Source organism: Candidatus Poriferisodalis sp. (genome assembly GCF_965198245.1).
Lineage (GTDB): Bacteria > Actinomycetota > Acidimicrobiia > Acidimicrobiales > Poriferisodalaceae > Poriferisodalis.
The window spans coordinates 2255691-2273226 of the sequence record NZ_OZ240249.1; the positions used below are offsets into that span (position 1 = coordinate 2255691).

Below are 17536 nucleotides of genomic sequence, written 5' to 3' on the forward strand. Positions count from 1 at the left end.
ATCAGACGCGATCATGGTTGTTTGTCCCGGCGATGATGCGGTGATGCCTGGGTACGGAGCGAGGCACCGGACACGCCACTCGAAGTTCAGGAGTGCGAGGCTTCGGGCGATGCAGCGTCAGCTCGGTTCCATGAAGGCCCATTCAAAGGCCTTGGGGGAGTAGCGCGAGGTGCCGTACTTGTTGTATGGCCAGACTCGGTAGACGTACAGCCTGTCGCCAGCGTCTGCGTTGTCGATGAAGACCGTCGAGGTGTCCCCATCGGCCTCGTGGCGAACGACCTCCCAGTCATCACCCAGCAGCGTCCAACCGCGTACAAATGGCGTCGGCGACGGCTTGGGCGAGTATTCGCGGCGCTCAACGCGATACCCCGTGATCCATGGGTCGGGATTGGGCGCCCACGACCGCGGATCTGATGTTGATCCTGGCTGTCTGACCGTGGTTTTGATGGCAAGTCTCCAATCTGGCGAAGGATTCCACTCAAGTTGCCGCGATGCGGCAGTGGATGCCGTGAGTCGCACGTTTGCGACTCTCTCGGGCCTGTTCGACGGCCCGTAGGGCATGATGCCCGATGGGTAGTGGCCGAACCTTCGGCCCTCAGTATCAAGGGCGTACACGGCATAGGAGTACGCGTAACCCGGAACTGGGTAGTCCGTCGAGCAATCCTGATAGGTGGTCACAGTGCTCGACAGACTCTCGAACACGACGGCCGAACTCAGGTACTCGTAATCAGCAGAGGGATCGAGCGGCGCCGTACTTGGGACCGGATAGTCGACGAAGCGGCTGCGGACCACTTGCACGCCAGTGGCTCTGGTTCCTGTTGGTGCCGTCCAGGTCAGGACGGCGCAATCCAACTCGATGGTGACGAGCAGATTGGTGATCTCGTCGGGCTGAGGGCATCGTTCGGTTCGTCCCACGGCGAATGACTCGGGGCCGAATTGACGGTCGTACCTTCCGCCGTCGCCGCGTGCGGCCACTCGAAACTCGTATGCCATGTCGCAGTTGAGGCCCGTGGCTACCGCAATGATCCGGCGATTGTCGGTCCTGCTGGGCAGGTAGTCGAAATCCCCGTTGATCCGGTTCCAGGCGGTCGTGCCGCTCGCTCGCATCTCCAGCGCGTACTCCGCTGCTGTGCGCACTGAGAACCATGCCACGGCGATGCTGTCCTGAGTTGCGCTGTACTGCCAGAACTGCCTCGGGGCTGGCGGGAGGCGTCGACTCGGGGCGTCTTTCTCGGTGGTGGTGACGGTGACGGTCTGGTCGGCCAGCGCGTCGTAGACGGTGTCGTCGTCGCTGGCGATCGCGTGGGTCAGGGTCACGTCGGCGTCGGCGAGGGCGTCGTCGTCGGCCGCGGCGGTCACCTTGATGGTCTGGGCGGTCGCCCAGTTCGCCGTGGTGAACGTCAGCACGCCGCTGGTCAGGGTGTCGCCCGACACCGTGACGTCGGTGCCCGAATCGCCGCTGACGGTGACGGTCACGTCCCCGGCGGGCTCAGAGGTCAGCACGACCGTGTAGTTGGCGCCTGTCGGGTCGCCTTCGGTGACGGTGAGCGTGGCGGGGGCGATGAGCACCCCGGCGGCGTCATCTTCGGTGACGGTCACGGTGACGGTCTGGTCGGCCAGCGCGTCGTAGGCGGTGTCGTCGTCGCTGGCGATGGCGTGGGTCAGGGTCACGTCGGCGTCGGCGAGGGCGTCGTCGTCGGCCGCGGCGGTCACCTTGATGGTCTGGGCGGTCGCCCAGTTCGCCGTGGTGAACGTCAGCACGCCGCTGGTCAGGGTGTCGCCCGACACCGCGACGTCGGTGCCCGAATCGCCGCTGACGGTGACGGTCACGTCGCCCGCGGGCTCAGAGGTCAGCACCACCGTGTAGTTGGCGCCCGCCATGTCGCCTTCGGTGACGGTCAGCGTGGCGGGGGCGATGAGCACCGCGGCGGCGTCTTTCTCGGTGACGGTCACGGTGACGGTCTGGTCCGCCAGCGCGTCGTAGACCGTGTCGTCGTCGCTGGCGATCGCGTGGGCCAAGGCCACGTCGGCGTCGGCGAGGGCGTCGTCGTCGGCCGCGGCGGTCACCTTGATCGTCTGGGCGGTCGCCCAGTTCGCCGTGGTGAACGTCAGCACGCCGCTGGTCAGCGTGTCGCCCGACACCGTGACGTCGGTGCCCGAAGCGCCGCTGACGGTCACCGTCACGTCGCCGGCGGGCTCAGAGGTCAGCACGACCGTGTAGTTGGCGCCCGCCATGTCGCCTTCGGTGACGGTCAGCGTGGCGGGGGCGATGAGCACCGCGGCGGCGTCTTTCTCGGTGACGGTCACGGTGACGGTCTGGTCCGCGAGCGCGTCGTAGACGGTGTCGTCGTCGCTGGCGATCGCGTGGGTCAGGGTCACGTCGGCGTCGGCGAGGGCGTCGTCGTCGGCCGCGGCGGTCACCTTGATGGTCTGGGCGGTCGCCCAGTTCGCCGTGGTGAACGTCAGCACGCCGCTGGTCAGCGTGTCGCCCGACACCGTGACGTCGGTGCCCGAATCGCCGCTGACGCTCACCGTCACGTCCCCCGCGGGCTGGCTGTTCAGCGCCACCGTGTAGCTGACCCCCGTGGCGTCGCCTTCGGTGACCGTCAGGGTCGTGGGCGAGATGGTCACCGCGGCGGCGTCTTTCTCGGTGATGGTCACGGTGACGGTCTGGTCCGCCAGCGCGTCGTAGACCGTGTCGTCGTCGCTGGCGATCGCGTGGGTCAGCGTCACGTCGGCGTCGGCGAGGGCGTCGTCGTCGGCCGCGGCGGTCACCTTGATCGTCTGGGCGGTCGCCCAGTTCGCCGTGGTGAACGTCAGCACGCCGCTGGTCAGCGTGTCGCCCGACACCGTGACGTCGGTGCCCGAAGCGCCGCTGACGGTCACCGTCACGTCGCCGGCGGGCTCAGAGGTCAGCACGACCGTGTAGTTGGCGCCCGCCATGTCGCCTTCGGTGACGGTCAGCGTGGCGGGGGCGATGAGCACCGCGGCGGCGTCTTTCTCGGTGATCGTCACGGTGACGGTCTGGTCCGCGAGCGCGTCGTAGACGGTGTCGTCGGTGCTGGCGATCGCGTGGGTCAGGGTCACGTCGGCGTCGGCGAGGGCGTCGTCGTCGGCCGCGGCGGTCACCTTGATGGTCTGGGCGGTCGCCCAGTTCGCCGTGGTGAACGTCAGCACGCCGCTGGTCAGCGTGTCGCCCGACACCGCGACGTCGGTGCCCGAATCGCCGCTGACGCTCACCGTCACGTCCCCCGCGGGCTGGCTGTTCAGCGCCACCGTGTAGCTGACCCCCGTGGCGTCGCCTTCGGTGACCGTCAGGGTCGTGGGCGAGATGGTCACCGCGGCGGCGTCTTTCTCGGTGATGGTCACGGTGACGGTCTGGTCCGCCAGCGCGTCGTAGACCGTGTCGTCGTCGCTGGCGATCGCGTGGGTCAGCGTCACGTCGGCGTCGGCGAGGGCGTCGTCGTCGGCCGCGGCGGTCACCTTGATCGTCTGGGCGGTCGCCCAGTTCGCCGTGGTGAACGTCAGCACGCCGCTGGTCAGCGTGTCGCCCGACACCGTGACGTCGGTGCCCGAATCGCCGCTGACGGTCACCGTCACGTCGCCGGCGGGCTCAGAGGTCAGCACGACCGTGTAGTTGGCGCCCGCCATGTCGCCCTCGGTGACGGTCAGCGTGGCGGGGGCGATGAGCACCGCGGCGGCGTCGTTCTCGGTGATCGTCACGGTGACGGTCTGGTCGGCCAGCGCGTCGTAGACGGTGTCGTCGTCGCTGGCGATCGCGTGGGCCAAGGCCACGTCGGCGTCGGCGTCGGCGTCGTCGTCGGCCGCGGCGGTCACCTTGATGGTCTGGGCGGTCGCCCAGTTCGCCGTGGTGAACGTCAGCACGCCGCTGGTCAGCGTGTCGCCCGACACCGCGACGTCGGTGCCCGAATCGCCGCTGACGGTGACGGTCACGTCCCCGGCGGGCTGGGAGGTCAGCACCACCGTGTAGTTGGCGCCTGTCGGGTCGCCTTCGGTGACGGTGAGCGTGGCGGGGGCGATGAGCACCCCGGCGGCGTCTTTCTCGGTGATTGTCACGGTGACGGTCTGGTCGGCCAGCGCGCCGTAGGCGGTGTCGTCGTCGCTGGCGATCGCGTGGGCCAGGGTCACGTCGGCGTCGGCGTCGGCGTCGTCGTCGGCCGCGGCGGTCACCTTGATCGTCTGGGCGGTCGCCCAGTTCGCCGTGGTGAACGTCAGCACGCCGCTGGTCAGCGTGTCGCCCGACACCGCGACATCGGTGCCCGAGTCGCCGCTGACGGTGACGGTCACGTCCCCGGCGGGCTGGGAGGTCAGCACCACCGTGTAGTTGGCGCCCGCCATGTCGCCTTCGGTGACGGTGAGCGTGGCGGGGGCGATGAGCACCCCGGCGGCGTCGTTCTCGGTGACGGTCACGGTGACGGTCTGGTCGGCCAGCGCGTCGTAGACCGTGTCGTCGTTGCTGGCGATCGCGTGGGCCAGGGTCACGTCGGCGTCGGCGACGGCGTCGTCGTCGGCCGCGGCGGTCACCTTGATCGTCTGGGCGGTCGCCCAGTTCGCCGTGGTGAACGTCAGCACGTTGCCGGTCAGGGTGTCGCCCGACACCGCGACATCGGTGCCCGAAGCGCCGCTGACGGTCACCGTCACGTCCCCCGCGGGCTCAGAGGTCAGCACCACCGTGTAGTCCCCGCCCGCCGGGTCGCCCTCGGTGACGGTCAGCGTGGCGGGAGCGATGAGCACCCCGGCGGCGTCGTTCTCGGTGACGGTCACGGTGACGGTCTGGTCCGCGAGCGCGTCGTAGACCGTGTCGTCGTTGCTGGCGATGGCGTGGGTCAGGGTGACGTCGGCGTCGGTCACCGCGTCGTCGTCCTCGGCGGCTTTCACCGTCACCGTCTGCGCCGTGCCCCAGTTGGCCGTGGTGAAGGTCAGTTCGTCGTCAGCGCTCAGTCCCGCGCTCGCGATGCTCAGGTCCGTCTCGTCATGGCCGCTGATCGTCACCGTCACGTCCCCCGCGGGCTGGCTGTTCAGCACCACCGTGTAGCTGACTCCCGTGGCGTCGCCCTCGGCGACCGTCAGGGTCGTGGGCGAGATGGTCACCCCCGGGGCGGCCTTGACGGTCACGGTGACGGTCTGGTCCGTCAACGCGTCGTAGGCGGCGTCGTGGGCGCTGGCGATGGCATGGGTCAGCGTCACGTCATCGTCGGCGTTGTAGCGCACGACCACGAAATCGTTAGCGGAATATCCGGCGGCGATGATCTTGCCGTCGGTCTGCAGCGCCACCGCCAGCGCCACGTCGAAGCTGTCGTTCCCGATGTCGGTGGTGGTTGTGCCGGCGGTGCCGAAGCCGGTGTCGAGCGAGCCGTCGGCGTTGTAGCGCACGACCACAAAATCGCCTTCGGATTGTCCGGCGGCGATGATCTTGGCGTCGGTCTGCAGCGCCACCGCCCACGCCCCGTCGGAGCTGTTGTTGTCGATGTCGGTGGTGGTTGTGCCGGCGGTGCCGAAGCCGGTGTCGAGCGAGCCGTCGGCGTTGTAGCGCACGACCACGAAATCGCCTTCGGATTGTCCGGCGGCGATGATCTTGCCGTCGGTCTGCAGCGCCACCGCCCACGCCCTGTCGGAGCTGTTGTTGTCGATGTCGGTGGTGGTTGTGCCGGCGGTGCCGAAGCCGGTGTCGAGCGAGCCGTCGGCGTTGTAGCGCACCAACGCGAAATCGAGACCGGAGTCTCCGGCGGCGATGATCTTGCCGTCGGTCTGCAGCGCCACCGCATGCGCCACGTCCAAGCTGTTGTTGTCGATGTCGGTGGTGGTTGTGCCGGCGGTGCCGAAGCCGGTGTCGAGCGTGCCGTCGGCGTTGTAGCGCGCGACCACGAAAGCGCCTTCGGAGTCTCCGGCGGCGATGATCTTGCCGTCGGGCTGCAGCGCCACCGCATACGCCGCGTCGGTGCTGTTGTTGTCGATGTCGGTGGTGGTTGTGCCGGCGGTGCCGAAGCCGGTATCGAGCGTGCCGTCGGCGTTGTAGCGCACCAACGCGAAATCGGCCCAGGAATGTCCCGCGGCGATGATCTTGCCGTCGGGCTGCAGCACCGCCGCCCACGCCCTGTCGGAGCTGTTGTTGTCGATGTCGGTGGTGGTTGTGCCGGCGGTGCCGAAGCCGGTGTCGAGCGTGCCGTCGGCGTTGTAGCGCACGACCACGAAATCGTTAGCGGATTCTCCGGCGGCGATGATCTTGCCGTCGGTCTGCAGCGCCACCGCCCACGCCGCGTCGGAGCTGTCGTTCCCGATGTCGGTGGTGGTTGTGCCGGCGGTGCCGAAGCCGGTGTCGAGCGTGCCGTCGGCATCGTCGTCTTCCTCCGCGACCACCTTGATCGTCTGGGCGGTCGCCCAGTTCGCCCTGGTGAACGTCAGCACGCCGTCGGTCAGGGTGCTGCCCGACACCGTGACATCGGTGCCGGCGTGGCCGCTGACGGTGACGGTCACGTCCCCGGCGGGCTGGGAGGTCAGCACGACCGTGTAGTCCCCGCCCGCCGGGTCGCCCTCGGTGACGGTCAGCGTGGCGGGGGCGATGAGCACCGCGGCGGTGTCTTTCTCGGTGATGGTCACGGTGACGGTCTGGTCCGCGAGCGCGCCGTAGGCGGTGTCGTCGTTGCTGGCGATCGCGTGGGTCAGGGTCACGTCGGCGTCGGCGAGGGCGTCGTCGTCGGCCGCGGCGGTCACCTTGATGGTCTGGGCGGTCGCCCAGTTCGCCGTGGTGAACGTCAGCACGCCGCTGGTCAGGGTGTCGCCCGACACCGCGACATCGGTGCCCGAGTCGCCGCTGACGGTCACCGTCACGTCGCCGGCGGGCTCAGAGGTCAGCACCACCGTGTAGTTGGCGCCCGCCAGGTCGCCTTCGGTGACGGTGAGCGTGGTGGGGGCGATGAGCACTCCGGCCGCGTCATCTTCGGTGATTGTCACGGTGACGGTCTGGTCCGCGAGCGCGTCGTAGACGGTGTCGTCGTCGCTGGCGATGGCGTGGGTCAGGGTCACGTCGGCGTCGGCGAGGGCGTCGTCGTCGGCCGCGGCGGTCACCTTGATGGTCTGGGCGGTCGCCCAGTTCGCCGTGGTGAACGTCAGCATGTTGCTGGTCAGGGTGTCGCCCGACACCGCGACATCGGTGCCCGAGTCGCCGCTGACGGTCACCGTCACGTCGCCGGCGGGCTCAGAGGTCAGCACCACCGTGTAGTTGGCGCCCGCCAGGTCGCCTTCGGTGACGGTCAGCGTGGTGGGGGCGATGAGCACTCCGGCGGCGTCTTTCTCGGTGATTGTCACGGTGACGGTCTGGTCGGCCAGCGCGTCGTAGACGGTGTCGTCGTCGCTGGCGATGGCGTGGGTCAGGGTCACGTCGGCGTCGGCGAGGGCGTCGTCGTCGGCCGCGGCGGTCACCTTGATGGTCTGGGCGGTCGCCCAGTTCGCCGTGGTGAACGTCAGCACGCCGCTGGTCAGGGTGTCGCCCGACACCGCGACATCGGTGCCCGAATCGCCGCTGACGGTGACGGTCACGTCCCCGGCGGGCTGCGAGGTCAGCACCACCGTGTAATCCGCGCCCGCCATGTCGCCCTCGGCCACGGTCAGCGCCGTGGGAGCAATGAGCACCCCCGGAGGGATGTCGTCGTCCTGCACGATGACGGTCAGCGTCTTGCTCGCGCCTTCGTACTCACCGCCGCTCCCGCGGTGGTCGATGAGCTCCTCTTCGTGCATTGTGTCGACATCAGGCGGCGCCGTGACCTTGACCGTCTTGGCCGTCTCCCACGTCGAGGAGTCGAACGTCAGGACTTCTGGAGTCAGCGCGAGATCGGTACCAACAGCGCCGGTGATGACCACATCCACCTGCTGGGACGGCTCGGTCCCCAACCGCACCTCGTAGACCGCCCCGTCGGGGTCGGCCTCGTCAACGGTCACCTCGGATTCGCTGACGATGATCTCCGGCTCGTCGTCGTCGATCACGGTGACTGCTACCTGCGCCGTCAGGCCCGCGTAGTCGCCGCCACCGGCCGTGTGGGTGAGCACCACCGATTCGTTCACCGCGTCATCGTCGTCCGCCGCGGCAACCGTCACCGTCTGCGCGCTGGCCCAGTTCGACGTCGTGAAGGTCAGTTCGCCGCCGCTCAAGGTGTTCCCTGACAGCGTCACTTCGCTGCCGGCATGGCCGCTGATCGCGACCTTCACCTCCGCTGATGGCTGGACCGCCAACTTCACGCCGTAAGTGGCCGAGGCGTTCTCGACAACGGTCACCGCCCCTGGCACGACGATCCGCGGCCTGTCGTCGTCGATGACCGTCACCGGCACGCCGACCGGTTCGAGGGAGTCGTATCCGCCGCCGCTAGCCGTATGGCTGAGCGTCGCCATGTCGTCGGTCGTGTCGGCATCCTGGCCGGCAGCCACCGTCACCGACTGCGCCTGGTTCCAGTCAGCGGTAGTGAACGTCAACGCATCGGCGGCCAACGTGGTGCCCGTCAGCGTCACGTCGCTGTCACCATGACCGCTAATCGTGACCGTCACGTTCTCCGACGGCGCCGCCGTCAAGTTCACCTCGTAGGTCGCCGAAGCGCCCTCGATCATGCTCAACATCTGCGGGTTCACGGCCAACCCCGGCACGTCGTCGTCTTCGACGATCAGTCGCGTTTGGACTGCCGCCGCCCCGTAGCTCCCGGATGTCACGCGGTGGTTCAATCTCACGTTCTCGTCGGCGAGGTCGGCGTCGTTGCCCGCCGTGACGATGATCGTTTGGGGATCGCTCCAGTCCGTGGTCGTGAACCAAACGGCGTCGACCAGGGAAACGGCCGTGGAGTTGGCCGAGATCGATACCCGCACCAGGCCCGTCGGTGCACTCGCCAGCGAGATCTCGTAGCTCGCCCCGGCGTCGTCGCCTTCGGTGACCCGCACCTCGGTGGGGGTCACCACCAGCCCTGGCGCGTCGTTGTCGACAACCGTCACCGCCACGTCGCTCGCCGTGGCCGTGCCGTAGCCGCCGCCAGCGGCGGTGTTGGTCAATGTGACATCGTCATTCGCGGTGTCGGGGTCCTCGGCGGCGGTGAGCGTCACAACCTGGGCGGCATCCCAGTTCGTGACGGTGAAGGTCAACGCGTTGTCGGTCAACGTCGCCCCCGACAGCGTCACGTCGCTGCCGGCGTGGCCGCTGATGGTGACCGTCACGTCCCCCGTCGGCTGGGCGCCCAACGCCACCGAGTAGGTCTGCCCGCCTGGGTCGCCCTCGTGGATCGAGAGCGAAGCGGGTATCACCAGCACTTCGGCACGGCTCTCAACGTCGGAGATGGTGACTGGCAGTTCCGCCGACTGCCCGTCGTATCCACCGCCCTCGCCGCTGTGGGTGAGCGTCACTATGTCGTCGGCGGTGTCCACGTCGTAGCCGGCTGTCAGCGTCACCGTCTGGGGCTGGTCCCAATCCGACGGCGTGAAGCGAAGAGTTCTCGGATCGACGCGCAGGATCGTCAGGTCGCCCTCGGGGGCTGAGACGGTGACTGTCACATCCGCCGACGGCAGCGACGCCAGCTCCACCGTGTAACTCGAGCTGCTGCCTTCGGCCATCGTGATCGGCGACGGTTTCACCACGATCGCGGCCGAGCTGTCGTCGATGACCGTCACGTCCACGATCGCCGCTTCCGCGGCACCGTACCCGCCCCCGCTTGCGGTGTTCGCCAGCGCCACCTCGTCGTTCACGCCGTCGGCGTCGGACGCCGCGGTGACCGTCACCGTCTGGTCGGTACTCCAATTGTCGCGTGTGAAGGTGAGCTTGGCGGCGGACACGGTGAGATCGCTGCCGGTGTGACCGGTGACAGTGACTGTCACGTCGGCCGACGGCTGGGTGGCCAACCGGACGGTGTAGGTGCTGCTCCCGTTCTCGGCGACCTCCAGCTTGGCGGGGGCCACCACCACCTCGGCCGTGTCGGTCTCGTTGATCGTCACGGCCACGGCCACCGGCGCCGAGGTGTGACTGCCGCTGGTCGCGATGTGGGTGAGCGTCACCGTCGCGTCGTCCACGGCGTCGGCATCCGGGGCGGCATTGATCATCACCGTCTGGTCCGTATTCCAATCCGCCGTGGTGAACGTCAGCGTGTCATCGCTGCCCAGACTCATTCCCGACAGGGACAGATCTGTGCCGGAATGGCCGGCGATCGCCACCGTCACCTCCGCCGCCGGCTGCGATGACAGCCTCACCGCGTAGTTCGCGGTACCGCCTTCCTCGACGGTCACCGCGGAGGGATTCACCACCACTCCCGGCGTTCTGGTGCCCGTCTGGTCGTCGTCCAGGATCACCCCGGTGGCGGCACCGTCGATGATGACGGCATTCACCGGATTGCTCAGCGTGACCGCGACCGTCTCGTCGTCCTCGGCCACCGAGTCGGACACGACCTGCACCCGCAGCTGCGCCGAAGACGACATCGCAGGGATGGTCACTGTGCCGCTCGCCGCGGTGAAGTCCGAGCCGGCTTCGGCGCTGCCGTCGGCCGTAGACCATGCGAAGGTCGCCGGCAGGCTGGTCTGGCCGGCTCTCGTGACGGTGAACACGAGCGGCCCGGCGCCCTCGGTAACGGCTTGTGCGTCGGCGACCGAGAGCGTGGGCGGCGCGTCGTCGTCAACGATGGTGATCACCGCCCGCGTGTCGCTCCCCAGATCGGCACCGTCGGCGCCGCTCAGGTCCACGAAGAAGCTCTCATCGGCCTCGTACATGTCGTCGGCCACGATGGGCACGGCAACGGTCGCGGTAGTCAGCCCGGCGGGAATGGTCACCCCGACCTGGCTCTGCGCCGTGTAGTCCCCGACTGCTATGGCTGTGCCGGCGGCGGTCCCGTAACGAAGCGTGACCTCGCCGTAGGCGGGCCTGCTCAGACGGACCGTGGCCTGTGCCGTTCCGGCGCTCTCGGAGACCGACAGGTCGTCGATGCTGATCGTGGGAGTGTCGTCGTCGAGTATGCGACCCTCGCCGGTGTCGTCGGTGATGACGCTGTTGGTCGCGTTGGCGAGACGCAGCTCGAACGTCTCGGTCGGCTCGTGATCGCCGTCGTCGAGCAACTGCACCGAGACGGTCGCCTCCGTCTCGCCGGCCGCAAACGCGAGCGTGCCGCCGATCCTCTGGTAGTCGAAGTCCTCCGACGCCGGCCAGTCGTCGTCCTCGTCGCTGACCGCCAGCCACTCCACCTCGGTGGGCCGCCCGCTCGGCGCGTCCAGACTGACAGTGAACTCAACTGAGGCACCCGAGCCTTCGGTGGCTTCGGCATCGGAGATCGAGAATCCCGGCAGGGCGTCGTTGTCGGTGACGGTCACCGTCGCCCGTGGCTGCGCTACCGACGCGCCTGTGACGGCTGACAGATCGACAGCGAACGTCTCGCTGTCGGGTTCGTCGAGAGCGTCGTCGGTGATCGTCACCGTGAGGGTTGCGGAGGTCTGGCCGGCCGGAATCTCCGCGGTTCCGCCGGCGGATTCGTAGTCCTGGCCCGCGGTGGCGGCGGAGTCGCCGGTTCCGGTCTCGGTCGCCCACGCAAAGCCGATGGCATCGGCACTCGTTCCGGACAGCGTGACGACCAGATCGACGGTGCCCGCGCCCTCCGAGACCGACGCATCCGCGATGGTCATCACCGGCTCGTCTTCGGACACTGCGACGCTCGCGGATCTGCCGGCCAGCGTGTAGGAGTACCTGCTGCCCGGCTCAGCCGTCCCCGGTCGGAGCGTGGCGACGACCTCGCCGGGGCCGTCACCGACGTTGTCGTCCACTGTCGGGATCGTGATCGTGGCCGTCGTGTCGCCGGCGGCGATGGTGACCGAGGTGGGAAGCACGAACCCGTCGCTGTAGTCGATGAAGCCGGCTGTCTCGGTGATGTCGAAGCTGACCGTCAGCGGGTCCAAGAGATCGGCAGCGGAGGGATTGCGCGTCACGGTGAACACAGCGTCCTCGCCCTCGTCGATGCTTGACGCGTCCGCTGCGACCGCGACCGGTGTGGCGTCGTTGTCGTGGATGCGCACGACCATGGAATAGCCGGACAGCCCGGCGTCGCCGTCGAGATCGGCCGGGAAGAAATCGAGGAAGTGATTCTGGCCGTAACAGGTCGGTGTGTCGGGTGGCGGATCGCCTGCACATTCGTCGGCGTCGTAGTCCTGATCGTCCGGTGCGATGGGTGTCTTGGCGAAACGCACCCCGAACTCCCGTACGGCGTCCACGTCGTTGTTGTCGATGGCGCTGATTCTCACGGTGCTGGTTGCCTGGTGGCGCCTATGATCGCCGAGGTCGACCGTGCCGAAACCGGTGATCTCGACGGTCTCGGTGGCCGATGTCGAACGATCGAGCTGCACGAAGTCGGTCCCGTGGGAGGCGGTGCCGTCTTCGAACTCGAGCTCGACCTCCACGGCGGTGGACGCGGGCGGGACAAATCGAAATCGTGACACGGCCGTGAGTCCGAGTTCCAACACGTCGCCCTCCACGATGTCCATCACGCGAGGCCGATCGACGCGGACATCGAAGCTGCCTTCGTTGTCCACGATCTGAAAGACCGATTCGATCGGAAGGATTCCAACAAACGTCCTTCGCGCAGTGAAGCGCGATCTGTCGACGATCACCCGGAACCGCTCGGGGATCTCCGGCTCGAGATCATCGAAGATCGTCGTGTGTACAGGGATAGTGATGCCGTACTGATCGAGGGGTCGCCCGAAGGGATCCTGTGTGGTGAAGATTTCCCAGTCCTCGGGCTCCACTCCAATTTCGGCAGCAAAGCCCATAATGTCCCCCGGGTGCAGGGAAGGTTGTCTGGTGCTCGTCGTTTCGATGTTTCTTGCGGCAACGAGGAAACCGATGGGATCCGGACGCCTGTCCCGTACTGGCCCGTCGCTACGCAGCGTCACCGTCATCGTGACGCTGGATCGCTGCCCTTCGATAATGTGGCCGCCGGTGCTCGAACTAATTGTGAACAGGTAGTCGTTGTCGTCGGTCAGAAGCGCAACGGCAGAACCCGGCGACCCGACCAGATAGCCCTCGCCCTGCGCCACGATGACGGTGAGCGAGCCGTCCTCGGTCTCCACGTCGGAGTCGTTGTGCAACGGCACCTCGAATTGAACCGTCGCCTGCCCCGCCTCGAACTCCACAGCCGACGGAACCCTCGACGTGTAGACGAAGTACTGCCGTCGTTCGGCCCGCAGCGAGACGGTCAGCGCTCGCGACAGGCTCCCCGTCCGGGACAGCGTGAACCTTGCGCTCTCGTTCTCCGGCACCGGAACGTCACCGCTGTCGGCCGCGACGGTCACGATGCTCATGTTCACTCGGTGTCCGGTGCCGGCGGCCACGGCGCTGTGAGTGAGCGACGCGACGCGGCTGGCGGAGTCGGCGATGGCGCCACCGGAGCCGAGGCTGAGCGAGTCGGCGCCCACGCTCACCCCGTCGCTGTCGAAATCGTCGTCAGTGACCGTGTAACCGAACAGCATCTCGCTGCCGCGGACCGACTCGAAGGCAGCCTCGCGCTCGGTCCCGCCGACGTCAGCGGCGAGAGTGGGGGAGCCCTCGACCTCCACGACAGCAGTGAAGTTCACCGAGAACCGGATCGTTTCCCCGGTCAGGTAGAACAGTGTGTTGGCGGGCGACGAGGAGATCGAGACCGACGAGATCGCCGGGCTGGCCACCTGCGCACTGGCGCTAGTGCCGGCAAACAGTCCTAGGGACCCGCTGAGCAGCGCCGCTGCAGCCAATGCGAGCAGCCGCCGAATCTGCGACCCCCCCCCCCCCGTGGAAGGATCGGCCGACGTCGGGCAATCATCCACGCGGCAACTTGGCTGAGGGAGCCGCGTCGGGCCAACACCGGGAATCGTGGCACCAATTGCGGACAGATGTGGCGCACGCGGCGGAATTGCAGGCCTCTGGTTGGCTGGCGCACATTGACACCAATTCTACTCTGATCTCTATGCGCAACGTTCATGTTTTCGATATGCGCAGAGGTTGAACGGATGCGTGGGCCAGGCACTGCACAGTGGCGAACAGGAGTTTGGGGCCGTCATCGGGGTTGCTGGTCGTGCTGAGGGACATCATCCGATAGAACCCTCGATGGAGGCAGTGTGCGCCCGCAGGCGCGGTCACCGTTATCGACATGAACTATCCCCGCCCCACAGACGCAACGCATGTGCCGCCAGACAACTTCGACACTGCGTGGCAGGCCGCTGTCGGCTCGATCGCAGCGGCACGCCGGCAGTCCGATGACGGCGTTGGGGAAGCCGTCGGCGTCACGGTGCTGACAGGATTCCTCGGCAGCGGCAAGACCACGGTGCTGCGCCGGCTGCTGGCCGCACCCGCCGGCCTGCGAATTGCTGCGGTCGTGAACGACATCGGGCCCGTGAACATCGATGCGGCTGCAATCGACGGGCTGCCGGTGGCGTCACGAACACCCGACCGAGTCGAACTCACCAATGGCTGCGCGTGTTGCGCTTTGGTGGACGACCTCGCTGAAACCCTGGAACGGCTCGCAAACTCCCAGACGAGCGATGCCATCGTGGTGGAGGCCAGCGGGGTCGCCGACCCAGCCACGCTGGCGCTGGCAGTCGAGTCTGCCGCAGGCTGCACGCTGGACGGCGTCGTGGCCGTCACCGATGCACAGCAACTCCCATCCCAACTGGGGGACACGCGCATCGCTCCCGCGGTGCGCCGCCAGATCGACGTATCGCACGTGGTGGTGCTGTCAAAGGTCGACGAGATGGACGGCGACGACGTTGTGAGCCTGACGGGCCGCATCGGCGAGATTGCGCCCGGCCGGATGGTCGTTCCTTCGGTTCATGGGCACATCGACCCCCGGGTGCTGCTCGGCGCTGCACTGCACGGAGCGACGTTCCGCGCTGATGCAGGCGAGCACCTCTTCAACGTGGCGAGCGCGGCCGTGACACCAGCGGGACCGTGGGAGGTGACCGAAGTCGCTCGCTGGTTCGAATCTCCGCCGCTCTCGCTGTTGCGAGCGAAGGGGTGGTTCAACAGTCCCGGCGGTGGCTGCCACGAAGTGCAGGCGGTGGGGCGAAGCTGGCGTATCGAGCCTGCATCCCGGCTGCTTGACCCGGTGATTGTGCTGATCGGCGATTCCCCCGAAGCGGTCGAAAGGGCCGCGGCCTCGCTGCGGAGCCTCGGCTAGCCGGCCGCGTCTGCTGGCCCGGCCGTGCGCCGTCATGAGTACGTCGCATTGCAAGAGAGCCCATTCAGGACGTTTCGCAGCATGCTCAAACCGGTCGGACGTAGCGGGTGCCGCGGCGCTCGCCGCGTCTCACCAGCCAACCAAGGTCAACGAGTGTGTTCAGGTCAGCGAGGGCTCGCCGGCGGTCCGCGCCGAACAGCTCCCGATAATCGGTGTTGGTGACAGCGCCCTTGTCGTCCAGGATCTTGCCGAGGGCGATCATCCGCACACGCAACTGCGCGATCCGGGACTCCTGAGCTTCGGCTTCCCGGCGCAAGTTCCAGTCGTTGTCGCCGTGATCGTCCCTGTCACTCGTGTCGCTCGGTGCCCTGTTAGAGGATCGCTCAGGACTGCTGCGCAGCCGCACGATGTGACTGCCGTGGTCCGAGCAGAATTCAGGCGGCGGCAGGTTCATGCCGTGCATCTCGCGGAACATGCGAGGTACGCCCTCGCCCTCGTCGCGCATGATGCCTGCCGCCGCAAGCACCCGCACGAGGATCGGGTTGCGGCTGGCATGCGCGGGCGCACCGGTGCGGAGCGCTTCGAGTGTGACGGGTGGCACGAGACCGCCGGGGCTGTGCACCTCCATCCGGTCGTCGTAGAACCACACTTCGATGCCTCGCCCGAAGTCGTCGTAGTCGCGGTGGGCGACGGCGTTCACGAGCGCTTCCTGCCATGCGAAATCGGGATATTCGGGCGTGTCCTCGAAGAAGAGATCGCTGAGCTGTTCGGAACGCCGGACCTGCCCTCGAACGGCGTCTCTGAGCGTTCCGATCATCGAGGCGATGGGCAGATCGAGATGGGCGATCTGCTGCACATTCCGATGCCTGCCGTGGTGGCGCTCGGTCCCGTCGACGCGGAAGAGCCGAGCGTCGGCACGGGGATGCCATCGCAAGATCGGCTCGCGGGCGAACAACAGAAGCGCTGCGTTCGTGATGCGCACGCGATCGGGTCCGCCTGGGTGGATCAGGCCATACCGGTGCATGACTTCGGTGACGGGCCGCCCGGCTTCGGCAACGCGCTGAAGAAATCGTTCAGCCAATCCCATGTCCAGGTCGTCGAGTGTTGCGTCCAAGCAGATTCGCTGCTCGTAGCCACGGCGCCGGTAGGCGATCTTGCGATCGTTGATGGCGTCCTGGGATTCACGCACGATGCTCTCGCCGACTCGATACGGGAAGCCATTGCCTTCGACCATGACTGCCTCGGCGCTGGGGGCGACTTCCAGGCGGCCAGCATATGACCGTCATAACTGTCATATATGGCAGGCATATGTTTGGCATCGTCTCTGGCGAGATTCCTGAACTCTCGGATCGCTGCCGGCGATCGCCCACAGAGACGCTGCTGGCACTCAGCGCAGCCTCGACGAGCCGAAACGTCGGCCAAGCAGGCCGGTCCGGCTACTCGGGCGATCCGGCCATGTGCTGGCGCATCTTTGCCGACGGCGGTCCGGCTGTGCCCCAGCGATCGGACAGCTCGGGGGTGCGTGGCCAGGTCCGAGGCACCCAGGTGGCTTCGTCGACCTGCTGCACCTCGGCGGTTACTTCGGGCACCGTGCCCGCAGGGTCCACGAAATAGCCGAATGCGTTGTTGCCCGGCCCGTGGCGGCCCGGCCCCCAGCCGATGGCGTGTCCCGCCCGGGCGAGCCGTCCGAGCGAGGTCATGTAGGCGTCGAGCGAGGCGACCTCGTACGCGACGTGGTTGAGGGATGCCCACTCGGCCTGGTTGAAGGCAATGGAGTGGTGGTCGGCGTTGCAGCGCAGGAACACCATCTGGCGTTCGCTCCAGTCGCTCACCCGGAAACCCAGCACCTCGCACCACCAGTCGCAGAGCGCCTCGATGTCGGCGGTGTTGAGCACGACGTGAGCGATCTTGGTCGGTGTGGCATCGGCTGGCAAAGCTGCCACGGCCTCGGTGCGCGCAGCCATCTCGACGACTCGTCCCTCAGGATCGGCAATGCGGAACCCGTAGCCGGCGCCCGGCCGGTCCAGATTGGCTGGCTCGCTGAGCAGGGTCACGCCGCGGCCCGCCAGAGCGGTCGCTGCTTCGTCGACTGACCGATTGTCGGCAAGGCCGAGGCTGATGTGGTCGATGCCGTTGCGGTCGGCTCGATGCAGTTCCAGCACGTGGTGCTCGGCGCCGGTGGCTCGCAGGACTGCCTTCTGGTCGTCAGAGTCGCCCAGTCGCCGCAGTCCCCACGGGCCGGCGTAGTAGTCGAGGCACTCGTCAAAGGCGCTGCATCCCAGCGCGATGTGGCGCAGGTGGGTGATTGCCCACGTCGGCGGGGCGGGGGTAGTCACGGCGTGTCCTGGGTGGGGGTGCTCATGGCGTGT

General features: G+C 67.6%; 4 protein-coding genes. 1 reads left to right on the forward strand and 3 read right to left on the reverse strand.

All coding sequences use genetic code 11. From position 1 onward, the window contains the following. Positions 1-117 precede the first annotated feature (117 nt). Complete coding sequence (locus ACOCMM_RS10395) at positions 118-13680, reverse strand: Calx-beta domain-containing protein (RefSeq protein ID WP_419553084.1); 13563 nt, start codon at positions 13678-13680, stop codon at positions 118-120. A gap of 461 nt (positions 13681-14141) precedes the next feature. Between ACOCMM_RS10395 and ACOCMM_RS10400 the strand changes: the two genes are divergently transcribed. After that, positions 14142-15167, forward strand: coding sequence for a CobW family GTP-binding protein (locus ACOCMM_RS10400; protein WP_419553085.1), 1026 nt, complete (start codon positions 14142-14144; stop codon positions 15165-15167). A gap of 85 nt (positions 15168-15252) precedes the next feature. Here ACOCMM_RS10400 and ACOCMM_RS10405 read toward each other — a convergent pair whose 3' ends face one another. Together ACOCMM_RS10405 and ACOCMM_RS10410 are read right to left on the reverse strand one after the other, a co-directional pair. Next, complete coding sequence (locus ACOCMM_RS10405) at positions 15253-16401, reverse strand: ATP-binding protein (protein WP_419553086.1); 1149 nt, start codon at positions 16399-16401, stop codon at positions 15253-15255. 202 nt (positions 16402-16603) lie between these two features. Next, positions 16604-17503: a VOC family protein gene (locus tag ACOCMM_RS10410; protein WP_419553087.1), complete on the reverse strand. Its 900-nt coding sequence runs from the start codon at positions 17501-17503 to the stop codon at positions 16604-16606. Positions 17504-17536: the final 33 nt, after the last annotated feature.